This window comes from Pseudomonas sp. B414, from assembly GCF_055408445.1.
Genome location: NZ_JBUZTQ010000009.1, coordinates 105,272 through 120,609, shown reverse-complemented (window position 1 = coordinate 120,609; position 15,338 = coordinate 105,272). Strand labels below are relative to the sequence as shown.

At 58.8% G+C, this 15,338-nt stretch carries 13 protein-coding genes; 8 read left to right on the top strand and 5 right to left on the bottom strand.

The genetic code is table 11. The features are described from left to right. Positions 1-142 precede the first annotated feature (142 nt). From ACZRMH_RS10590 to ACZRMH_RS10580, 3 genes are read left to right on the top strand one after another with little or no spacing between them, the layout of a single operon-like run. Entirely contained in the window at positions 143-1,888 is a 1,746-nt protein-coding gene (locus tag ACZRMH_RS10590; protein WP_464013395.1) for a type I secretion system permease/ATPase, read from the top strand. Further along, a complete protein-coding gene (locus ACZRMH_RS10585; protein WP_464013394.1) occupies positions 1,885-3,213 on the top strand; it encodes an HlyD family type I secretion periplasmic adaptor subunit in 1,329 nt (442 codons plus the stop codon). The genes ACZRMH_RS10590 and ACZRMH_RS10585 overlap by 4 nt, the downstream gene beginning before the upstream one ends. 11 nt (positions 3,214-3,224) lie before the next feature. Further along, positions 3,225-4,535: a TolC family outer membrane protein gene (locus ACZRMH_RS10580; RefSeq protein WP_464013431.1), complete on the top strand. Its 1,311-nt coding sequence runs from the start codon at positions 3,225-3,227 to the stop codon at positions 4,533-4,535. A gap of 95 nt (positions 4,536-4,630) precedes the next feature. Here the strand turns inward: ACZRMH_RS10580 and trmA are convergent, their stop codons facing one another. Beyond that, positions 4,631-5,719 (bottom strand): tRNA (uridine(54)-C5)-methyltransferase TrmA, encoded by a 1,089-nt coding sequence (trmA, locus tag ACZRMH_RS10575; protein ID WP_464013393.1) that lies wholly within the window; start codon positions 5,717-5,719, stop codon positions 4,631-4,633. Continuing rightward, the gene (locus tag ACZRMH_RS10570) at positions 5,716-7,011 is read right to left on the bottom strand and encodes an NCS2 family permease (RefSeq protein WP_464013392.1); all 1,296 of its coding nucleotides are present in this window, start codon (positions 7,009-7,011) and stop codon (positions 5,716-5,718) included. Before ACZRMH_RS10570 ends, trmA begins: the two co-directional genes overlap by 4 nt. Before the next feature lie 210 nt (positions 7,012-7,221). On the opposite strand from ACZRMH_RS10570, the gene ACZRMH_RS10565 reads away from it, so the two are divergent. After that, entirely contained in the window at positions 7,222-7,659 is a 438-nt protein-coding gene (locus ACZRMH_RS10565) for a DUF4879 domain-containing protein (RefSeq protein WP_464013391.1), read from the top strand. Between the two features lie 51 nt (positions 7,660-7,710). Here the strand turns inward: ACZRMH_RS10565 and ACZRMH_RS10560 are convergent, their stop codons facing one another. Next, positions 7,711-8,934 carry an MFS transporter gene (locus tag ACZRMH_RS10560; protein WP_464013390.1) on the bottom strand — a complete coding sequence of 408 codons (1,224 nt, stop codon included), beginning with the start codon at positions 8,932-8,934 and terminating at the stop codon, positions 7,711-7,713. Positions 8,935-9,339: 405 nt separating this feature from the next. Here ACZRMH_RS10560 and ACZRMH_RS10555 point away from each other — a divergent pair, with 405 nt between their 5' ends. Genes ACZRMH_RS10555 through ACZRMH_RS10545 form a run of 3 tightly spaced genes read left to right on the top strand, consistent with a single transcriptional unit; the run spans position 9,340 to position 12,016 of the window. Next, on the top strand, positions 9,340-10,779 hold the full coding sequence (locus ACZRMH_RS10555) for a cytochrome ubiquinol oxidase subunit I (protein ID WP_464013389.1): 1,440 nt from the start codon (positions 9,340-9,342) through the stop codon (positions 10,777-10,779). A gap of 3 nt (positions 10,780-10,782) precedes the next feature. Further along, positions 10,783-11,790, top strand: a complete 1,008-nt coding sequence (gene cydB / locus ACZRMH_RS10550) for a cytochrome d ubiquinol oxidase subunit II (RefSeq protein WP_464013388.1) — start codon at positions 10,783-10,785, stop codon at positions 11,788-11,790. A gap of 58 nt (positions 11,791-11,848) precedes the next feature. After that, positions 11,849-12,016 (top strand): DUF2474 domain-containing protein, encoded by a 168-nt coding sequence (locus ACZRMH_RS10545; RefSeq protein WP_464013387.1) that lies wholly within the window; start codon positions 11,849-11,851, stop codon positions 12,014-12,016. Positions 12,017-12,143: 127 nt separating this feature from the next. Here ACZRMH_RS10545 and ACZRMH_RS10540 read toward each other — a convergent pair whose 3' ends face one another. Both ACZRMH_RS10540 and ACZRMH_RS10535 read right to left on the bottom strand, forming a co-directional pair. Next, positions 12,144-13,268, bottom strand: coding sequence for a methyltransferase (locus ACZRMH_RS10540; RefSeq protein ID WP_464013386.1), 1,125 nt, complete (start codon positions 13,266-13,268; stop codon positions 12,144-12,146). A 154-nt stretch (positions 13,269-13,422) separates the two neighbouring features. Further along, positions 13,423-14,136 carry a LuxR family transcriptional regulator gene (locus ACZRMH_RS10535; protein ID WP_464013385.1) on the bottom strand — a complete coding sequence of 238 codons (714 nt, stop codon included), beginning with the start codon at positions 14,134-14,136 and terminating at the stop codon, positions 13,423-13,425. A 371-nt stretch (positions 14,137-14,507) separates the two neighbouring features. Between ACZRMH_RS10535 and ACZRMH_RS10530 the strand changes: the two genes are divergently transcribed. Then, complete coding sequence (locus ACZRMH_RS10530) at positions 14,508-15,284, top strand: ferredoxin--NADP reductase (RefSeq protein WP_464013384.1); 777 nt, start codon at positions 14,508-14,510, stop codon at positions 15,282-15,284. Positions 15,285-15,338: the final 54 nt, after the last annotated feature.

The window sequence follows — 15,338 nt, the reverse complement described above, 5'->3', positions numbered from 1 at the left end:
TCCAATCCTGTGGGAGCGGCGGTGCGACGTTTCGACTTGCCCGCGATTGCATCGGCACGGTCTGGCAGCAAGACCGCGCCGCTTGCATCGCAGGCAAGCCTGCTCCCACAGGGTTTTCGGCCCATTTCTTCGGAATCTTTCCATGACCCGGCCCAAAGCCAACGAGATGCTGGCTGCCTTGACGGCCTACAAACGTGCTTTTTTCAATATTGGCCTGTTCTCGGCCGTGATCAATTTACTGATGCTGGCCCCGGCCCTGTATATGTTGCAGGTGTACGACCGGGTGCTGGCATCGGGCAATCAAATGACCCTGTTGATGCTGACGCTGATGATCCTCGGCCTGTTTGGCCTGATGGGCGCGTTGGAGTGGGTGCGTAGCCAGGTGGTGATCCGCCTCGGCACGCAGATGGATATGCGCTTGAATCAGCGCGTCTACGACGCAGCCTTTGAAGCGCAATTGCGCACCGGCAGCCCGGCGGCAGGGCAGGCTTTGAATGACCTGACCAGCCTGCGCCAGTTCGCCACCGGTAATGCGCTGTTCGCGTTTTTCGATGCGCCGTGGTTTCCGGTGTACCTGTTTGTAATCTTTATGTTCAGCCCCTGGCTGGGGCTGCTGGCCCTGGGCGGGGCGGTGCTGTTGATGATTCTGGCGTGGGTCAACCAGCGGGTTTCGCAAGCGCCGCTTAAAGCCGCCAGCGAGTTGTCGGTAGAGGCCACCCAACAAGCCAGCGCCCATTTGCGCAACGCCGAGGCCATCGAAGCCATGGGCATGCTCGACACCCTGCGTGGTCGCTGGCTGGCGCAGCACACGGCATTTTTGGCGCAACAAAATCTGGCCAGTGAAAAAACCGCCACCGTCAGCGCCTGGTCAAAAGGTGTGCGGCTGGCTTTGCAATCGCTGGTGCTCGGGCTCGGCGCCTTGCTGGCGGTACAAGGGCAAATCACTGCCGGGATGATGATTGCCGGCTCCATTCTGATGGGGCGTGTGCTGGGCCCCATCGACCAGTTGATCGGTGTCTGGAAACAATGGACTTCAGCTCGATTGGCCTATCAACGCCTGGAAGCCCTGTTGCACAGCTATCCGCCACGCCCGCAGCGTATGACTTTGCCTGTACCGAAGGGCGAGTTGTCGGTTGAGCAACTGAGCGCCAGTGCGCCCGGCACCCGTCGCGCTACCTTGGCCAACCTGAGTTTTGTCTTGCCTGCCGGGCAAGTGCTGGGGGTCATCGGGCCGTCAGGTTGCGGCAAATCAACCCTGGCCCGTTTGCTGATCGGCGTGTGGCAGCCCCTGGCGGGGAAGGTGCGACTGGACGGTGCCGAGCTGTCGCAGTGGGACAAACACCAGCTTGGTCCGCATCTGGGCTATTTGCCCCAGGACATACAGCTGTTTGCCGGGACCATCGCCCAAAACATCGCACGCTTTGCCGAGGTGGATGCCGACAAGGTGCTGGCCGCCGCACAACTGGCGGGCGTGCATCAACTGATCCTGCAATTGCCCGAGGGCTACGACACTCGCCTCGGTGAAGGTGGCGCGGGGCTGTCTGGCGGGCAGAAGCAGCGCATCGGCCTGGCCCGTGCGTTGTACGGCTTGCCTGCGGTGATTGTGCTCGATGAACCCAACTCCAACCTCGATGAGGCCGGGGAGCAGGCCCTGTTGCAGGCCATTGTCCAACTCAAACAGCACAAACGGACCCTGATCTTGATTACCCACAAACCCAATGTGCTGACCCTTACCGACCAGCTCTTGATCCTGCGTGAAGGCCAGCTACAAGCCTTTGGCCCGACCGCCAAGGTGCTCGGAGCCCCCACAGCGGCCAAGCCTGCGGCGGCAAAACCGGCGATGAATGTGAGCTATCGGCTCGGTACGGCAGAGGCGAGCAAGGCATGAAGCAGTCATACGCCAAGATCCTTGGCGACAGCAATGTGCTGCAACTGGATGACACTCGCTATGCGCGCCTGGGCTGGCTGCTGATGCTTGGCGGGTTTCTCGGGTTTCTCGGCTGGGCTGCATTGGCGCCGCTGGACAAGGGCGTCGCGGTGTCGGGCAAGGTCATGGTTTCCGGCCATCGCAAAGTGGTGCAACACCCCAGCGGCGGGATCGTTGAGCGTATCGATGTGCGTGACGGTGACACGGTGGCCGCAGGCCAGGTGCTGATCCGCCTGAAGGAAACCCCGCTGCTGGGGCAAGCCCAGTCATTGCGCAGTCAGTTCTATGGATCGCTGGCCAGCGAGGCGCGGCTTAATGCCGAGGGTGATGGCGCCAGCCGCGTTAACTTCCCGGCCGAGCTGACGGCATTGGCGGCCGAGCCGGAAGTGGCTTCCAACCTGGTCTTACAGCAGCAACTCTTCGATAGTCGGCGCAAAGCCTTGCTGCTGGACCAGCAAGGCGTGGATGAAAGCATCGCCGGCGCCGAGGCACAGCTGCGCGGGGTGCGAGATTCCCAGGCCAGCAAGGTGCTGCAACGCACGGCCCTGACCGAACAGTTGCAAGGCCTGCGTGAGCTGGCCCGCGAAGGCTATATCCCGCGCAATCGCCTGCTGGACAGCGAACGGGTGTATGCCCAGGTGTTGGGTTCGATCAGCGAAGACTACGGCCGCATCGGCCAGTTGCAGCGACAAGTACTGGAGATGCGTCTGAAGATTCGGCAACTGGCCGAGGAGTATCAAAAGGAAGTCCGTACGCAACTGGCCGACACCCGTGTGCGTACCGAAGACTTGCGCAATCGTCTGGCTTCGGCCGAATTCGAACTGGCCAACAGCCAGTTGCGCGCCCCGGTGGCGGGCATCGTGGTGGGCCTGGACGTGTTTACTGAAGGTGGGGTGATCAAGCCCGGTCAGGCACTGATGGAAATCGTGCCTCAGGGCGAACCGCTATTGGTTGAAGCGCGGGTGCCGGTTGAGCTGGCGGACAAGGTTCACCCCGGTCTGCCGGTGGAGCTGATGTTCTCGGCCTTTAGCCAAAGCACCACACCTCGGGTAGCAGGTGAAGTAACGCTGGTATCGGCGGACCGTCAGGTCGATGAACGCACCGACGAGCCTTATTACACGCTGCGTGCGCAAGTCAGCGAAGCCGGCATGGCACAACTGGCCGGTTTGCAGATCCGCCCCGGCATGCCGGTGGAAGCCTTTGTCCGCACGGGCGAACGCTCGATGCTCAATTACCTGTTCAAACCCTTGCTTGACCGCACCCATATGGCGTTGGTGGAAGAATGAGCGTGCGCCAGATGTTATGCGGGTTGTTGATGATGTGTGCGGGGCCGGTGCAGGCTTTGGGTTTGCTGCAAGCCTACGATTTGGCGATCCGCAACGACCCGACGTTTCAGGCGGCGATTGAGGAACGCGCGGCGGGGGAAGAGAACCGTGCCCTAGGGCGTTCGGCGTTATTGCCGACCTTGTCGTGGAACTACAACAACTCGCGCAACGAGTCTGAAGTCACCCAGGCCAGTACCCGTACCGATCGTGATTACCGTAGTTATGCGGCGACTTTGACGTTGCAGCAGCCACTGCTGGACTACGAAGCCTATGCTCGATTCCGACAAGGCGCAGCGCAGGCGTTGTTCTCCGATGAGCGCTTTCGTAGCAAAAGCCAGTATCTGGCTGTGCGTCTGCTCAGTGCCTACAGTCAGGCATTGCTGGCGCAGGAGCGGATCGAGCTGAGTCGTGCGCAAAAGCGTGCCTTCGCCGAGCGCTTGCAACTCAACCAGAGGCTATTGAAAGGCGGCGAGGGCACCCGCACCGATGTGCTGGAAACCCAGGCGCGCCTGAGCATGGCGGTGGCTGAAGAGATCGAGGCGCAAGATAATCAGGACGCCGCCCTGCGTGAGCTGGAAGCAATGTTGGGTCAACCGTTGGAGATTGAGCAGCTTGATCCGTTGACGCCGCGTTTTGCCATCCTGCCTCTGGAACCACAGCGCTTTGAAAGCTGGCGTGAACTGGCGTTGGCCAATAACCCCGAACTGGCGTCGCAACAGCATGCCTTGACCTCGGCCGAGTACGAAGTGGAGCGTAAGCGGGCCGGGCATTTGCCCAAGCTCAGTTTATATGCGAGCAGCCGCCAGACCAGTTCCGACTCTGAGAGCACCTATAACCAGAAATACGACACCAACAGCGTCGGCATACAGCTCACCGTGCCGTTGTTTGCTGGCGGATCAGTCTCGGCCTCGACCCGGCAGGCGGCGCGGCAGCTGTCCCAGGCGCAATATGAGCTGGACGCGCAAACGGCGACCACGCTGGTGGACCTGCGCAAACAGTACAACCTTAATAGCAGTGCGGCGGCCAAGGTGCGGGCTTATGAAATGGCGGTGGAGTCCGCCAGTGCCCTGGTGCAGGCCACGCAGAAAAGCGTGAGTGGTGGCGAGCGGGTCAATCTGGATGTGCTGGATGCCGAGCAGCAACTGTTTAGCGCCAAGCGGGATTTGGCTGAGGCGCGCTATGCCTATTTGCTGGCGCGGGTGCAGCTCAAGTATTACGCGGGGTTGTTGAGCGAAGGGGACTTGCGGCAGGTGGCGGGGTATTTTCAGTTTCAGAAACCGTAGCGCGGCCATCGCGGGCAAGCCCGCTCCCACAAGAACTGCACAGTTCCTGTGAGAGCGGGCTTGCCCGCGATTCAGTCGACGCTATATATGAAAACTTAGCGACGAACCAGCAAAACACCCGATTCCATATGGTGAGTCCACGGGAACTGGTCGAATAGCGCGCAACGCTCAATCCGGTGCGTATCGTGCAATTGGGCGATGTTGTCGGCCAATGTCGCCGGGTTACATGAGATATACAGGATATTGTCGAAGCGACGGGTCAGCTCACAGGTGTCCGGGTCCATGCCCGCACGCGGCGGGTCAACGAAGACGCTGCCGAACTCGTAGCTTTTCAGGTCAATACCCTGCAAGCGACGGAACGGACGCACTTCGTTCAGGGCTTCGGTCAGCTCTTCGGCTGACAGACGCACCAGAGTCACGTTATCCACAGCGTTATCTTGCAGGTTGTTCAGCGCAGCATAAACCGAAGTCTTGCTGATTTCAGTCGCCAGCACTTTACGCACACGGGTAGCCAGCGGCAGGGTGAAGTTGCCGTTGCCGCAGTACAGCTCCAGCAAATCGTCCGAACGTTCGCCCAACGCTTCATAGGCCCAATTGAGCATCTTCTGGTTGACCGTGCCGTTTGGCTGGGTGAACGCGCCTTCAGGCTGTTGATAAGTGAAGGTGCGACCCGCCACCTCCAGCTTCTCGACCACATGATCGCGGCCAATCACCGTGCGCTTGCCCTTGGAACGGCCAATCACGCTGATATCCAGGTCCTTGGCCAATTGCTCGGCTGCGGTTTGCCAGTGCTCGTCCAGCGGGCGGTGATAGCACAAAGTAACCATCGCATCGCCGGCCAGGGTGGTCTGGAACTCCACCTGGAACAGTTTGTGGCTCAGGGCCGAGCTGGCTTGCCAGGCAGCCTTGAGCTGGGGCATCAGTTGATTGATGCGCAGGCTGGCAATCGGGAAGTCTTCGATCAGGATCGGCGTGCGCTTGTCATCCTGGGCGAACATGGCGTAGTGACGCTCGCCCCCTTCGCGCCACAGACGGAACTCGGCCCGCAGACGGAAGTGCTTCAAAGGCGAATCGAACACCTGCGGCTCAGGCGCATCGAATGGCGCCAGCAACTCGCGCAGACGGTTGGCCTTGGCTTCAAGCTCAATGGCGTAGGTAGCAGAATCGAACGGCAGAGCACTCATGCGTTAAACCAACCCAGCTTGACCACAAACAGAACCGACAGAATGATCAGCGGTGCATTCAGCTCACGAGCGCGGCCCGACAGCAGCTTGATCACGGTCCAGGAAATAAAGCCGAAGGCGATGCCGTTGGCGATGGAGTAGGTGAACGGCATCGCCAGCGCGGTGATCACCACCGGTGCAGCAACCGTTACGTCGTCCCATTCGATTTCGGCCAGGCCGCTCATCATCAGTACCGCTACGAACATCAGCGCAGGCGCGGTGGCGAAAGCCGGAACGCTGGCAGCCAGTGGCGAGAAGAACAGTGCCAGCAGGAACATGATGGCGACCACGATGGCCGTCAGGCCGGTACGGCCACCGGCGCTCACGCCTGCCGCCGACTCGATGTAGCTGGTGGTGGTCGAAGTGCCCAGCAGCGAACCGGCCATGGCCGCGGTGCTGTCAGCGATCAGGGCCCGGCCCATTTTCGGCATGTGGCCGTCTTTGCCCATCAGGCCGGCGCGCTTGGCTACGCCGATCAGGGTGCCGGAGTTGTCGAACAGGTCCACGAACAGAAAGGCGAAGATCACGCTGATCAGGCCGATATCCAGCGCGCCCTTGATATCCAGTTGCAGGAAGGTCGGAGCCAGGGATGGTGGCATCGACACCACGCCACCGAAGGCGGTCACGCCCAGGGCAATCGAAGCAATGGTCACGGCCAGAATGCCGATCAGCACTGCGCCGCGCACTTTCATCGCCTCAAGGGCAACGATCAGGGCAAAGCCCAGGGAAGCCAGGATCACTTTTGGCTGAGTCAGATCACCCATGCCCACCAGTGTTGCCTGGTTGGCAACCACGATACCGGCGTTACCCAGGGCGATCAGCGCCAGGAACAGGCCGATACCGGCAGCAATGGCCGAGCGCAGCGGCAGCGGGATGCTGTTGATGATCCACTCACGGATGCGGAAGATCGACAGCAGGAAGAACAGCACCGCCGAGATAAATACCGCCCCCAGTGCTACCTGCCAGGTGTGGCCCAGATGCAGGACTACGGTGTAGGTGAAGAAGGCGTTCAGGCCCATGCCCGGTGCCAGTGCAATCGGGTAGTTGGCGATAATGCCCATGGTCGCCGAACCGATGGCTGCCGCCAGACAGGTGGCAACAAACAACGCACCCTTGTCCATGCCCGTTTCGCCGAGGATGCTCGGGTTGACGAACAGGATGTAGGCCATCGCCAGGAAGGTGGTGATACCCGCAAGAATCTCGGTACGCACATTGGTGTTGTGTGCTTTGAGTTGAAACAGCCTTTCCAGCATGCCAGTCCCCGTGGCGCCAAATGCGCCGTGAATAAATCGTTTTCAACAGCAAAGCACAGACGCGAACCGCCTGAGGATTTTCTGTCTGTCGGAAAAAGCCGCGCATCATACCAGCAGCTCGTAGATATGGCTGCTTTGGTTACCCTGCGAGGCCATGTTTTATAACCTTGATGTGGCAGGCATACTGCGTGCCAGTTTTCGGAGGGATTTATGAAGCGCCTTATCCAACCTGTTTTTGTCTGTTTTGCCCTCTTTATAAGTACCGCTGCCGGCGCTGCGCCCGCGATGCCCTTGAGTACGCTGGAAATTCTCAAGGTAGCGTCTGTTTCCTGCGCGGTGGAGGATGTGTCCGATGGTCGGGAGCAGACCCGGTGCGACCATAACGGCCCCAATATCAAGGTCTATGTACTGGAGCGCGGTTACGGTGGCCAGCCGAATGTCACATTGGATGGCCTGGAAGTGGACGGTGTGCGCGCCCCGGTGTGCAATCAGGGCGAGGGGCTGGTGGCCTGCAACGGCGCGGGCACCACGGTGGGGCACGTGTATACCTTCGACCTGGGCAACAAAAACGGCGGCTGGTTTGAGTTCAGTAACAGCTCCCTGGTACCGCCGCATAACCGGTTGGCTGTGAAGCTCTATATAAGGTAGGTGCGGCACCAATCCCTGTGGGCCTGCGCAGCTCCCACAATGGATAGTTAACTAAGGCTTTTGCTCCACCATCCGGTCCCGGTTGGCCAGCCCTGGAAACAATTTTATCCACAGCCCGGTAACAACCAGCGTGCCAACCCCGCCCAATACCACGGCTGGCACCGTCCCCAGCCAATGGGCCGTGGCCCCGGATTCAAATTCCCCCAACTGATTGGACGCGCCAATAAACAGGCCATTGACCGCGCTCACCCGGCCGCGCATCTCGTCCGGGGTCTCCAGTTGCACAAATGAGGCGCGGATCACCATGCTGATCATGTCTGCCGCGCCAAGTACCACCAGCACCGCCAGGGAAAACCAGAACGAAGTCGACAGGCCGAAGGCGATGGTCGCCACGCCAAACACTCCCACGGCGGTAAACATCACCCGTCCGACCTTGCGCTCTACCGGGAACCTGGCCAGCCACAGTGACATCAGCAAGGCGCCGACCGCCGGTGCCGAGCGCAACATGCCCAGGCCCCACGGGCCGGTCAGCAGAATATCCTTGGCAAATACCGGCAGCAGCGCAGTAGCCCCGCCCAGCAGGACCGCAAACAGGTCCAGGGAAATGGCGCCGAGCACGTCGGGGCGGCTGCGAATAAAACGGATGCCCGCCAGCAACGAATCCAGCGTGGCCTTGGCCTTGTTCAGCGGCAACTGCCGGGCGGGCAGGTTGCTCATCAACAAGGCCGCAATCAGATACAGCGCCACGCTCGGGCCATATACCCAGACACTGCCAAAGGCATACAGCAGCCCGCCAAACGCCGGGGCGACAATAGTGGCGGATTGCTGCGCCGCCTGAGCGGCTGCCACGGCGCGCGGGAACAGCTCAACCGGCACGATGGAGGGCAGTAGCGCCTGGGTAGCGGGCATTTCGAAGGAGCGAGCAGCACCCAGCAGAAACGCCAGGATAAAGATCATCTCCCGGGTGATGTGATCGCTGGCACTGCTGATGGCCAGTGTCAGGGCAATCATCGCTTGCAGCGACTGGCACAGGGCCGCTACCCGGCGCCGGTCATAGCGGTCGGCCACATGCCCGGTGTGCAGCATAAACAGCAGGCGCGGGGCGAACTCGATCAAACCCACCCAGCCCAGGTCCATCACATTGCCGGTGAGCTGGTAGAGATTCCAGCCAATGGCCACGGTGAGCATTTGAAAGGCACTGGCGGTGAAGATACGGGCAAACCAGAAGGCCACAAATGGCCGGTGATGGCGGAGCAGAAGAGGCTGGCTGGTCATTTGAAAGGGTCGTGGACGAGGGCAGGGGAGATCGAGATTATCATTGTTTTGTAACAAATAATGACTCGCAATATCACAAAGTCCGGGTGCCGGGCGCTCGTCTGAAAATCTGCTTCGGGGGATTCCTTGTGGTTCTTGCAAGGGTCTATATCAAGGCCTGAGGCATCATGTCACGCGACAACAAACCACATTAGCCGTGTGTCAGGAATGGACTACTCTTTCATCCATGCTTGATCCAGATCAAAGCCCTTCGGGTTTTATCTGGGTGGCCAGCCGGCCAGATCCCTTTCTGTTGTGGGTAAAAAGCGGGCATCGATTCGCTGCGGCCATAGCTTGCGAGGGGTAGTTGGATACAGGCGCGACGTCTGTGTCCCCAACGACCTGATACCTGATAGAGGAAGACTTATGTTCGGTTTGGAGGCTCTCGATCTCGCCCGAATTCAGTTCGCGTTTACCGTGTCGTTCCACATTATTTTCCCCGCCATTACCATCGGTCTCGCCAGTTATCTGATGGTGCTCGAAGGCATGTGGCTGAAAACCCGTGACGACACCTACCGCGATCTGTACCACTTTTGGTCGAAGATATTCGCCGTCAACTTTGGGATGGGGGTGGTGTCGGGCCTGGTCATGGCCTATCAGTTCGGTACCAACTGGTCGAGGTTCTCGGACTTCGCCGGGGCTGTTACCGGGCCACTGCTGACCTATGAAGTACTGACCGCATTCTTCCTTGAGGCAGGTTTTCTGGGGGTCATGCTGTTTGGCTGGAACCGTGTCGGCCGCGGGATGCACTTCTTCTCGACCGCGATGGTGGCCCTCGGCACGCTGGTTTCGACCTTCTGGATCCTGGCATCCAACAGCTGGATGCAAACCCCGCAAGGCTACGAGATCATTGATGGCCGGGTAATTCCGGTGGACTGGCTGGCGGTGATTTTCAACCCGTCGTTCCCGTACCGCCTGGCGCATATGGCCACGGCTGCTTTTGTAGCTACAGCGTTTTTTGTTGGCGCTTCGGCAGCCTGGCACCTGTTGCGCGGTCGCAACACACCGGCCATTCGCCGCATGTTCTCGATGGCCATGTGGATGGCCCTGGTGGTTGCCCCGGTGCAGGCACTGATCGGCGACGCCCACGGCTTGAACACCCTTGAGTATCAGCCAGTAAAAATCGCCGCGATCGAAGGGCACTGGGAAAACAAACCCGGTGAGCCGACGCCGCTGATTTTGTTCGGCATCCCCAATATGAAAACCGAGACCACGGACTACAAGATCGAGGTGCCGTACCTGGGCAGCCTGATCCTGACCCACAGTCTGGACAAACAGATCCCGGCGATGAAGGACTACCCGGCAGCGGACCGTCCCAATTCGACGATCGTGTTCTTTACCTTCCGCATTATGGTGGCGCTGGGCATGCTGATGATCTTTATCGGCCTGTGGAGCGTGTGGTTGCGCAAGCGCGGCACCCTTTACGAGAACCGCTGGTTCCTGCGTCTGGTGCTGTGGATGGGACCATCGGGGTTGATCGCGATTCTGGCCGGCTGGTTCACCACCGAGATCGGTCGTCAGCCATGGGTGGTCTACGGGTTGATGCGTACCGCGGATGCCTCGTCCAATCATAGCGTCACGCAAATGAGTGTCACCCTGGTGATGTTTGTAGTGGTGTATTTCGCCCTGTTCGGGGTGGGCCTGGGTTACATGATGCGTCTGGTGCGCAAAGGTCCGATCACCCACGAAGGCGATAATGACACCCACGGTGGCCCAGGCCAGCAACGCACGCCTGCCCGTCCTCTGTCTGCCGCCCATGAGGGTACAGATGAAGGCCACAGCGACAGCCTGACTAAGGGGAATTGAGTCATGGGTATTGATCTGCCACTTATCTGGGCAATCATCATCATCTTCGGGATCATGATGTATGTGGTCATGGATGGTTTCGACCTCGGCATCGGCATCCTCTTTCCCTTTATCAAGGGCGAGAGTGACCGTGATGTGATGATGAACACCGTCGCCCCTGTCTGGGACGGTAACGAAACCTGGCTGGTACTGGGCGGCGCGGCATTGTTTGGCGCCTTCCCGCTGGCTTACTCGGTAGTGTTGTCGGCGCTGTACCTGCCGCTGATCCTGATGCTGATGGGCCTGATCTTTCGCGGCGTGGCCTTTGAGTTCCGCTTCAAGGCGCGGCCGGAAAAACGCCATATCTGGGACAAGTCGTTTATCGGTGGCTCGCTGGTAGCGACCTTCTTCCAGGGCGTGGCGCTGGGGGCCTTTATTGATGGCATTCCGGTGGTTAACCGCCAGTACGCCGGTGGCGGGCTGGACTGGTTGTCACCGTTCACGGTGTTCTGCGGCATTGCCCTGATCGTGGCCTATGCCTTGCTCGGCTGCACCTGGCTGATCATGAAAACCGAAGGTCATCTGCAAGAGCGCATGCACAAGCTGGGTCGTCCATTGGCGTTGGCCGTGCTGGTACTGATGGGCATCGTCAGCCTGTGGACGCCACTGGCGCACACTGATATTGCTGCGCGCTGGTTCACCCTGCCGAACCTGTTCTGGTTCCTGCCGGTGCCGATCCTGGTGCTGGTGACGATGTACGGTTTGCTCAAGGCCATAGCGCGCAAGGCTCACTACACGCCGTTCCTGTTGACCCTGGTGCTGATTTTCCTGGGTTACAGCGGTCTGGGTATCAGCCTGTGGCCTAATATCATCCCACCTTCGATCTCGATCTGGGACGCAGCGGCGCCACCGCAAAGCCAGGGCTTTATGCTGGTGGGCACCCTGTTCATCATCCCGTTCATTCTGGGTTACACCTTCTGGAGCTACTACGTGTTCCGCGGCAAGGTGACCCACGAAGACGGTTACCACTAGTCGCAACTGCCGCTGTGGCCTGAGGGCCACAGCCTTTTCCCCAAGAGGAGGCCTGAACATGGCTGGCAAGGATTATCTACACGACGTTCAAGAGTGCGAGAAGAAACCACTGTGGCAACGTATTGGCTGGCTGCTGGTGATCTGGACCGGCAGTGTGGCGACCCTGGCAGTATTTGCCTGGCTGATCCGGATGTTTATGACCGCCGCGGGTATGAAAACCCACTGAGCCTGAAACGTTCATGATTTCACCTGTGGGAGCTGGCTTGCCAGCGATGGTATCGCCTCGGTAATCCAGCTAAACCGAGTTGTATGCATCGCAGGCAAGCCCGCTCCCACGGGTTTTGTGCTGGGCTTTACTTGCGCGCCTTGAGGATCACAAACTTGGGCGTGGCGGCGACTTGCTCGACACCGCGAAACAGCTTGGCCAGCTTGCTGTGGTAACCCAGGTGACGGTTGCCGACGATATACAGCGCACCTCCCACCACCAGCGCATCACGCGCCTGCTGAAACATGCGCCAGGCCAGAAAGTCCCCGACCACCTGTTGCTGGTGAAACGGCGGATTGCACAGCACCACATCCAGTGAATCCGCGGCCTGGCTCGCCAGGCCGTCATCGGCACGCACAATTACTTCGCGATCACCCAGCGCAGCCTGCCAGTTCTCACGGGCGGACTGCACAGCCATAAAGGACTCGTCGACCAGCGTGTACTGCGCCTGCGGGTTATTCAGTGCACTGGCAATGGCCAGCACCCCATTGCCGCAACCCAGGTCGGCCACCCGCGCCGAACCCAGGTTTTTCGGCAGGTGCGGCAAAAATGCCCGGGTACCGATATCCAGGTCTTCGCGGCAGAACACATTAGCGTGGTTGAGCAGCTCGATGGCCGGCTTGTCCAGCTTGTAGCGCGTAGGGTAGGGCGAGGTAAATGGCCCCAGGCCCTGGGCCGTGGCAGTCAGCAGGCGGGCCTTTTTGACCGCCAGCGAAGCTTGCACCGGGCCGATATAACGCTCCAGCAAATCACCGGCAGCACGGGGCAAGTGTTTGATCATTGCTGCGGCGATCACTTGAGCGCCCGGTGCCAATTGGCCTTGCAGGCGGATCAGTTGCTCTTCGAGCAGTGCCAGGGTTTTGGGGACGCGCACCAGCACGCAGTCGAACGGCCCGACCAGCGGCTCGCTGGCAGGGATGATCGAGACGGCATCGTAAGCATGGCCGTTGCGTACCAGATTCTTTTCCAGTGCCTGGATGGCCAGAAAGGAGTCGCTGCTGCTGGTGACCTGCATGGTGCTAACCAGGCTGACTGCCAGGGCACCAAAACTGTCATTGAGCACCAGTACCCGGCTATTTGCGGGCAGCGCCTGTTCGGCCAAGTGATTAAGCAAGTACTCATCCGCCGCATCAAAGGCCTGCAGAGGCTCGTTTTGCTGCTCGGGTTGGCGGATCAGGCGAAGTTGGGCGAAAGGGCTTTCTAGCACAGGCATTTATACAAACTCTGAGGAATCGACAGCGGCACGGCCAGCCCCTGAGAGGGGCCTGGCGAGCAGAGGAGTCCGTGGGTTTTACAGGTAGGCGCGATTTTACTTTTTTTTGCCGCAAATTGCCTGATGCGTTTATCCGGTTCGGGGCAGGACGGGTTTACAGCAGGCCGAACTTGGCCGCCATGACTACAGCTGATGTTTTGTTACTGGCCCCCAGTTTTTTCATCGCGCTGCTGATATGGAAGTTCACGGTACGCGGGCTCAGGCTCAGAATCATGGCAATGTCGGAGGCGATTTTACCTTCTGATGTCCATTTAAGAACTTCAATCTCCCGCTCGGACAAGCGAGTGACTTGAATCTGCAGTCGGTGATGCAAGTGGCAGCGTTGCAGCATGGCGCTGTGCAACTGGTTGCACAGCCACAACACGTTGGCGGCTTTCTCTGCAAACTCATCTTCTGTCAGAGGTGGGTACTTCCTGGCAAGGCTCAGCATGCTGATCACCCCATTGGGGTCGTGTACGGCTTGTGACCAGCCGTATGCCAACCCGCAGGTCTGGCTGGCTCTCCACAAATCAGGCGTCTCACGGAAAACCTCGGCGCTCCAGATAATCGGCATGATCGATAATTGGCAATGAATCACGAGCGGGTTTTTTTGCGAGTGGTGACCTTTTTCATGCCTCTCTATATAATCATTTGGATAGTTTGTTATTACTTTGCTGTTCGTGGTGATGTTGCCAAGTCGAGGAATCATTCGGAAAGAAAAATAATCAAAGCCGTATTCTTCTATTCGTTTGAGTGTATCTGAGCAAAGTTCAGCCTCGCTTCTGCACGCAAGATATTGGTTTGTACTGATCGGATTATGTGCAGTCATAAGGCGCTCCCGCGGCCCAAAAAATAAATGGAGAGGTAAATAAATTGGCCTGTTAAGAATATTTTAGGTGCTGCTGCAGATAATGCTAAATATTTAATGGGTGAAGAAAGGGGGCGATAAAACTTGGTTGGTTATAAACACGGTCACCTATTTAACGCCAGGATATAGTTATGCTTTTTCGGGCATCTGTATATAACAGTTGCCCGGTCCTGACAAAATCGGATCATGCCAGCATATGCATTGACGAACGCCCGTGAGGTGTTTACGCCTGTGTTTGCGGTAGCAGGGCTGTCGCAAAGCCATCACAAACCATCGGTGTTTCTTCGGCCGCCTTTGCGCGACACTAGGGGCATTCGCCAATGGAGTGCCCCATGACTGCCAGCGCAGAAAAATTCACCCTACAGACGCTTCTCGATGTCACGCCACTGACGCCCAGCCTGTTCACACTGCGTACCACCCGTGACCCTGGCTTTCGCTTTCGCGCAGGCCAGTTCGCCAGGCTAGGTGTGACCAAGGCAGATGGGAGCACAGTGTGGCGTGCTTATTCCATGGTCTCTTCACCCCATGACGAGTTTTTGGAGTTTTTCTCGATTGTGGTGCCGGGCGGGGAATTCACCAGCGAACTCAGTCGCTTGGAAGTTGGTGACACCTTGCTGGTGGAGCGTCAGGCGTTTGGTTTCTTGACCCTGGATCGTTTTGTCGACGGACGTGACCTGTGGCTGCTGGCAACCGGCACCGGCATTGCGCCGTTCCTGTCGATCCTGCAGGATTTTGACGTCTGGGAAAAATTCGAACGCATTGTGCTGGTCTACAGCGCCCGGGAAGCTCGTGAGTTGGCTTATCAGGACTTGATCGCCGGGCTAGGTTCGCGTGAGTACCTTGCCGACTATGCGCACAAATTTGTCTATATTCCGACCGTGACCCGCGAGCGGGTACCCGGTGCATTAAACGGGCGTATTACTGCCTTGATTGAAAATGGTGAACTTGAGCGGGCGGCAGGTATTAATATGACCAGTGAAAACTCACGAGTCATGTTATGTGGCAACCCGCAAATGATTGATGACACTCGACAGTTGCTCAAAGCGCGAGATATGCAACTGAGCTTGACCCGGCGTCCGGGACAAGTTGCTGTTGAGAACTATTGGTAGCTGGGTTGTATGGTGTGTGACATAAAAATAACAACGGCGCCCCCAGAGGCGCCG

Bases quoted from the DNA above. Each gene is read 5' to 3' on its own strand.
- ACZRMH_RS10590 (WP_464013395.1), top strand. From the start codon at position 143: ATGACCCGGCCCAAAGCCAACGAGATGCTGGCTGCCTTGACGGCCTAC.
- ACZRMH_RS10585 (WP_464013394.1), top strand. From the start codon at position 1,885: ATGAAGCAGTCATACGCCAAGATCCTTGGCGACAGCAATGTGCTGCAA.
- ACZRMH_RS10580 (WP_464013431.1), top strand. From the start codon at position 3,225: ATGTTATGCGGGTTGTTGATGATGTGTGCGGGGCCGGTGCAGGCTTTG.
- trmA (WP_464013393.1), bottom strand. From the start codon at position 5,719: ATGAGTGCTCTGCCGTTCGATTCTGCTACCTACGCCATTGAGCTTGAA.
- ACZRMH_RS10570 (WP_464013392.1), bottom strand. From the start codon at position 7,011: ATGCTGGAAAGGCTGTTTCAACTCAAAGCACACAACACCAATGTGCGT.
- ACZRMH_RS10565 (WP_464013391.1), top strand. From the start codon at position 7,222: ATGAAGCGCCTTATCCAACCTGTTTTTGTCTGTTTTGCCCTCTTTATA.
- ACZRMH_RS10560 (WP_464013390.1), bottom strand. From the start codon at position 8,934: ATGACCAGCCAGCCTCTTCTGCTCCGCCATCACCGGCCATTTGTGGCC.
- ACZRMH_RS10555 (WP_464013389.1), top strand. From the start codon at position 9,340: ATGTTCGGTTTGGAGGCTCTCGATCTCGCCCGAATTCAGTTCGCGTTT.
- cydB (WP_464013388.1), top strand. From the start codon at position 10,783: ATGGGTATTGATCTGCCACTTATCTGGGCAATCATCATCATCTTCGGG.
- ACZRMH_RS10545 (WP_464013387.1), top strand. From the start codon at position 11,849: ATGGCTGGCAAGGATTATCTACACGACGTTCAAGAGTGCGAGAAGAAA.
- ACZRMH_RS10540 (WP_464013386.1), bottom strand. From the start codon at position 13,268: ATGCCTGTGCTAGAAAGCCCTTTCGCCCAACTTCGCCTGATCCGCCAA.
- ACZRMH_RS10535 (WP_464013385.1), bottom strand. From the start codon at position 14,136: ATGACTGCACATAATCCGATCAGTACAAACCAATATCTTGCGTGCAGA.
- ACZRMH_RS10530 (WP_464013384.1), top strand. From the start codon at position 14,508: ATGACTGCCAGCGCAGAAAAATTCACCCTACAGACGCTTCTCGATGTC.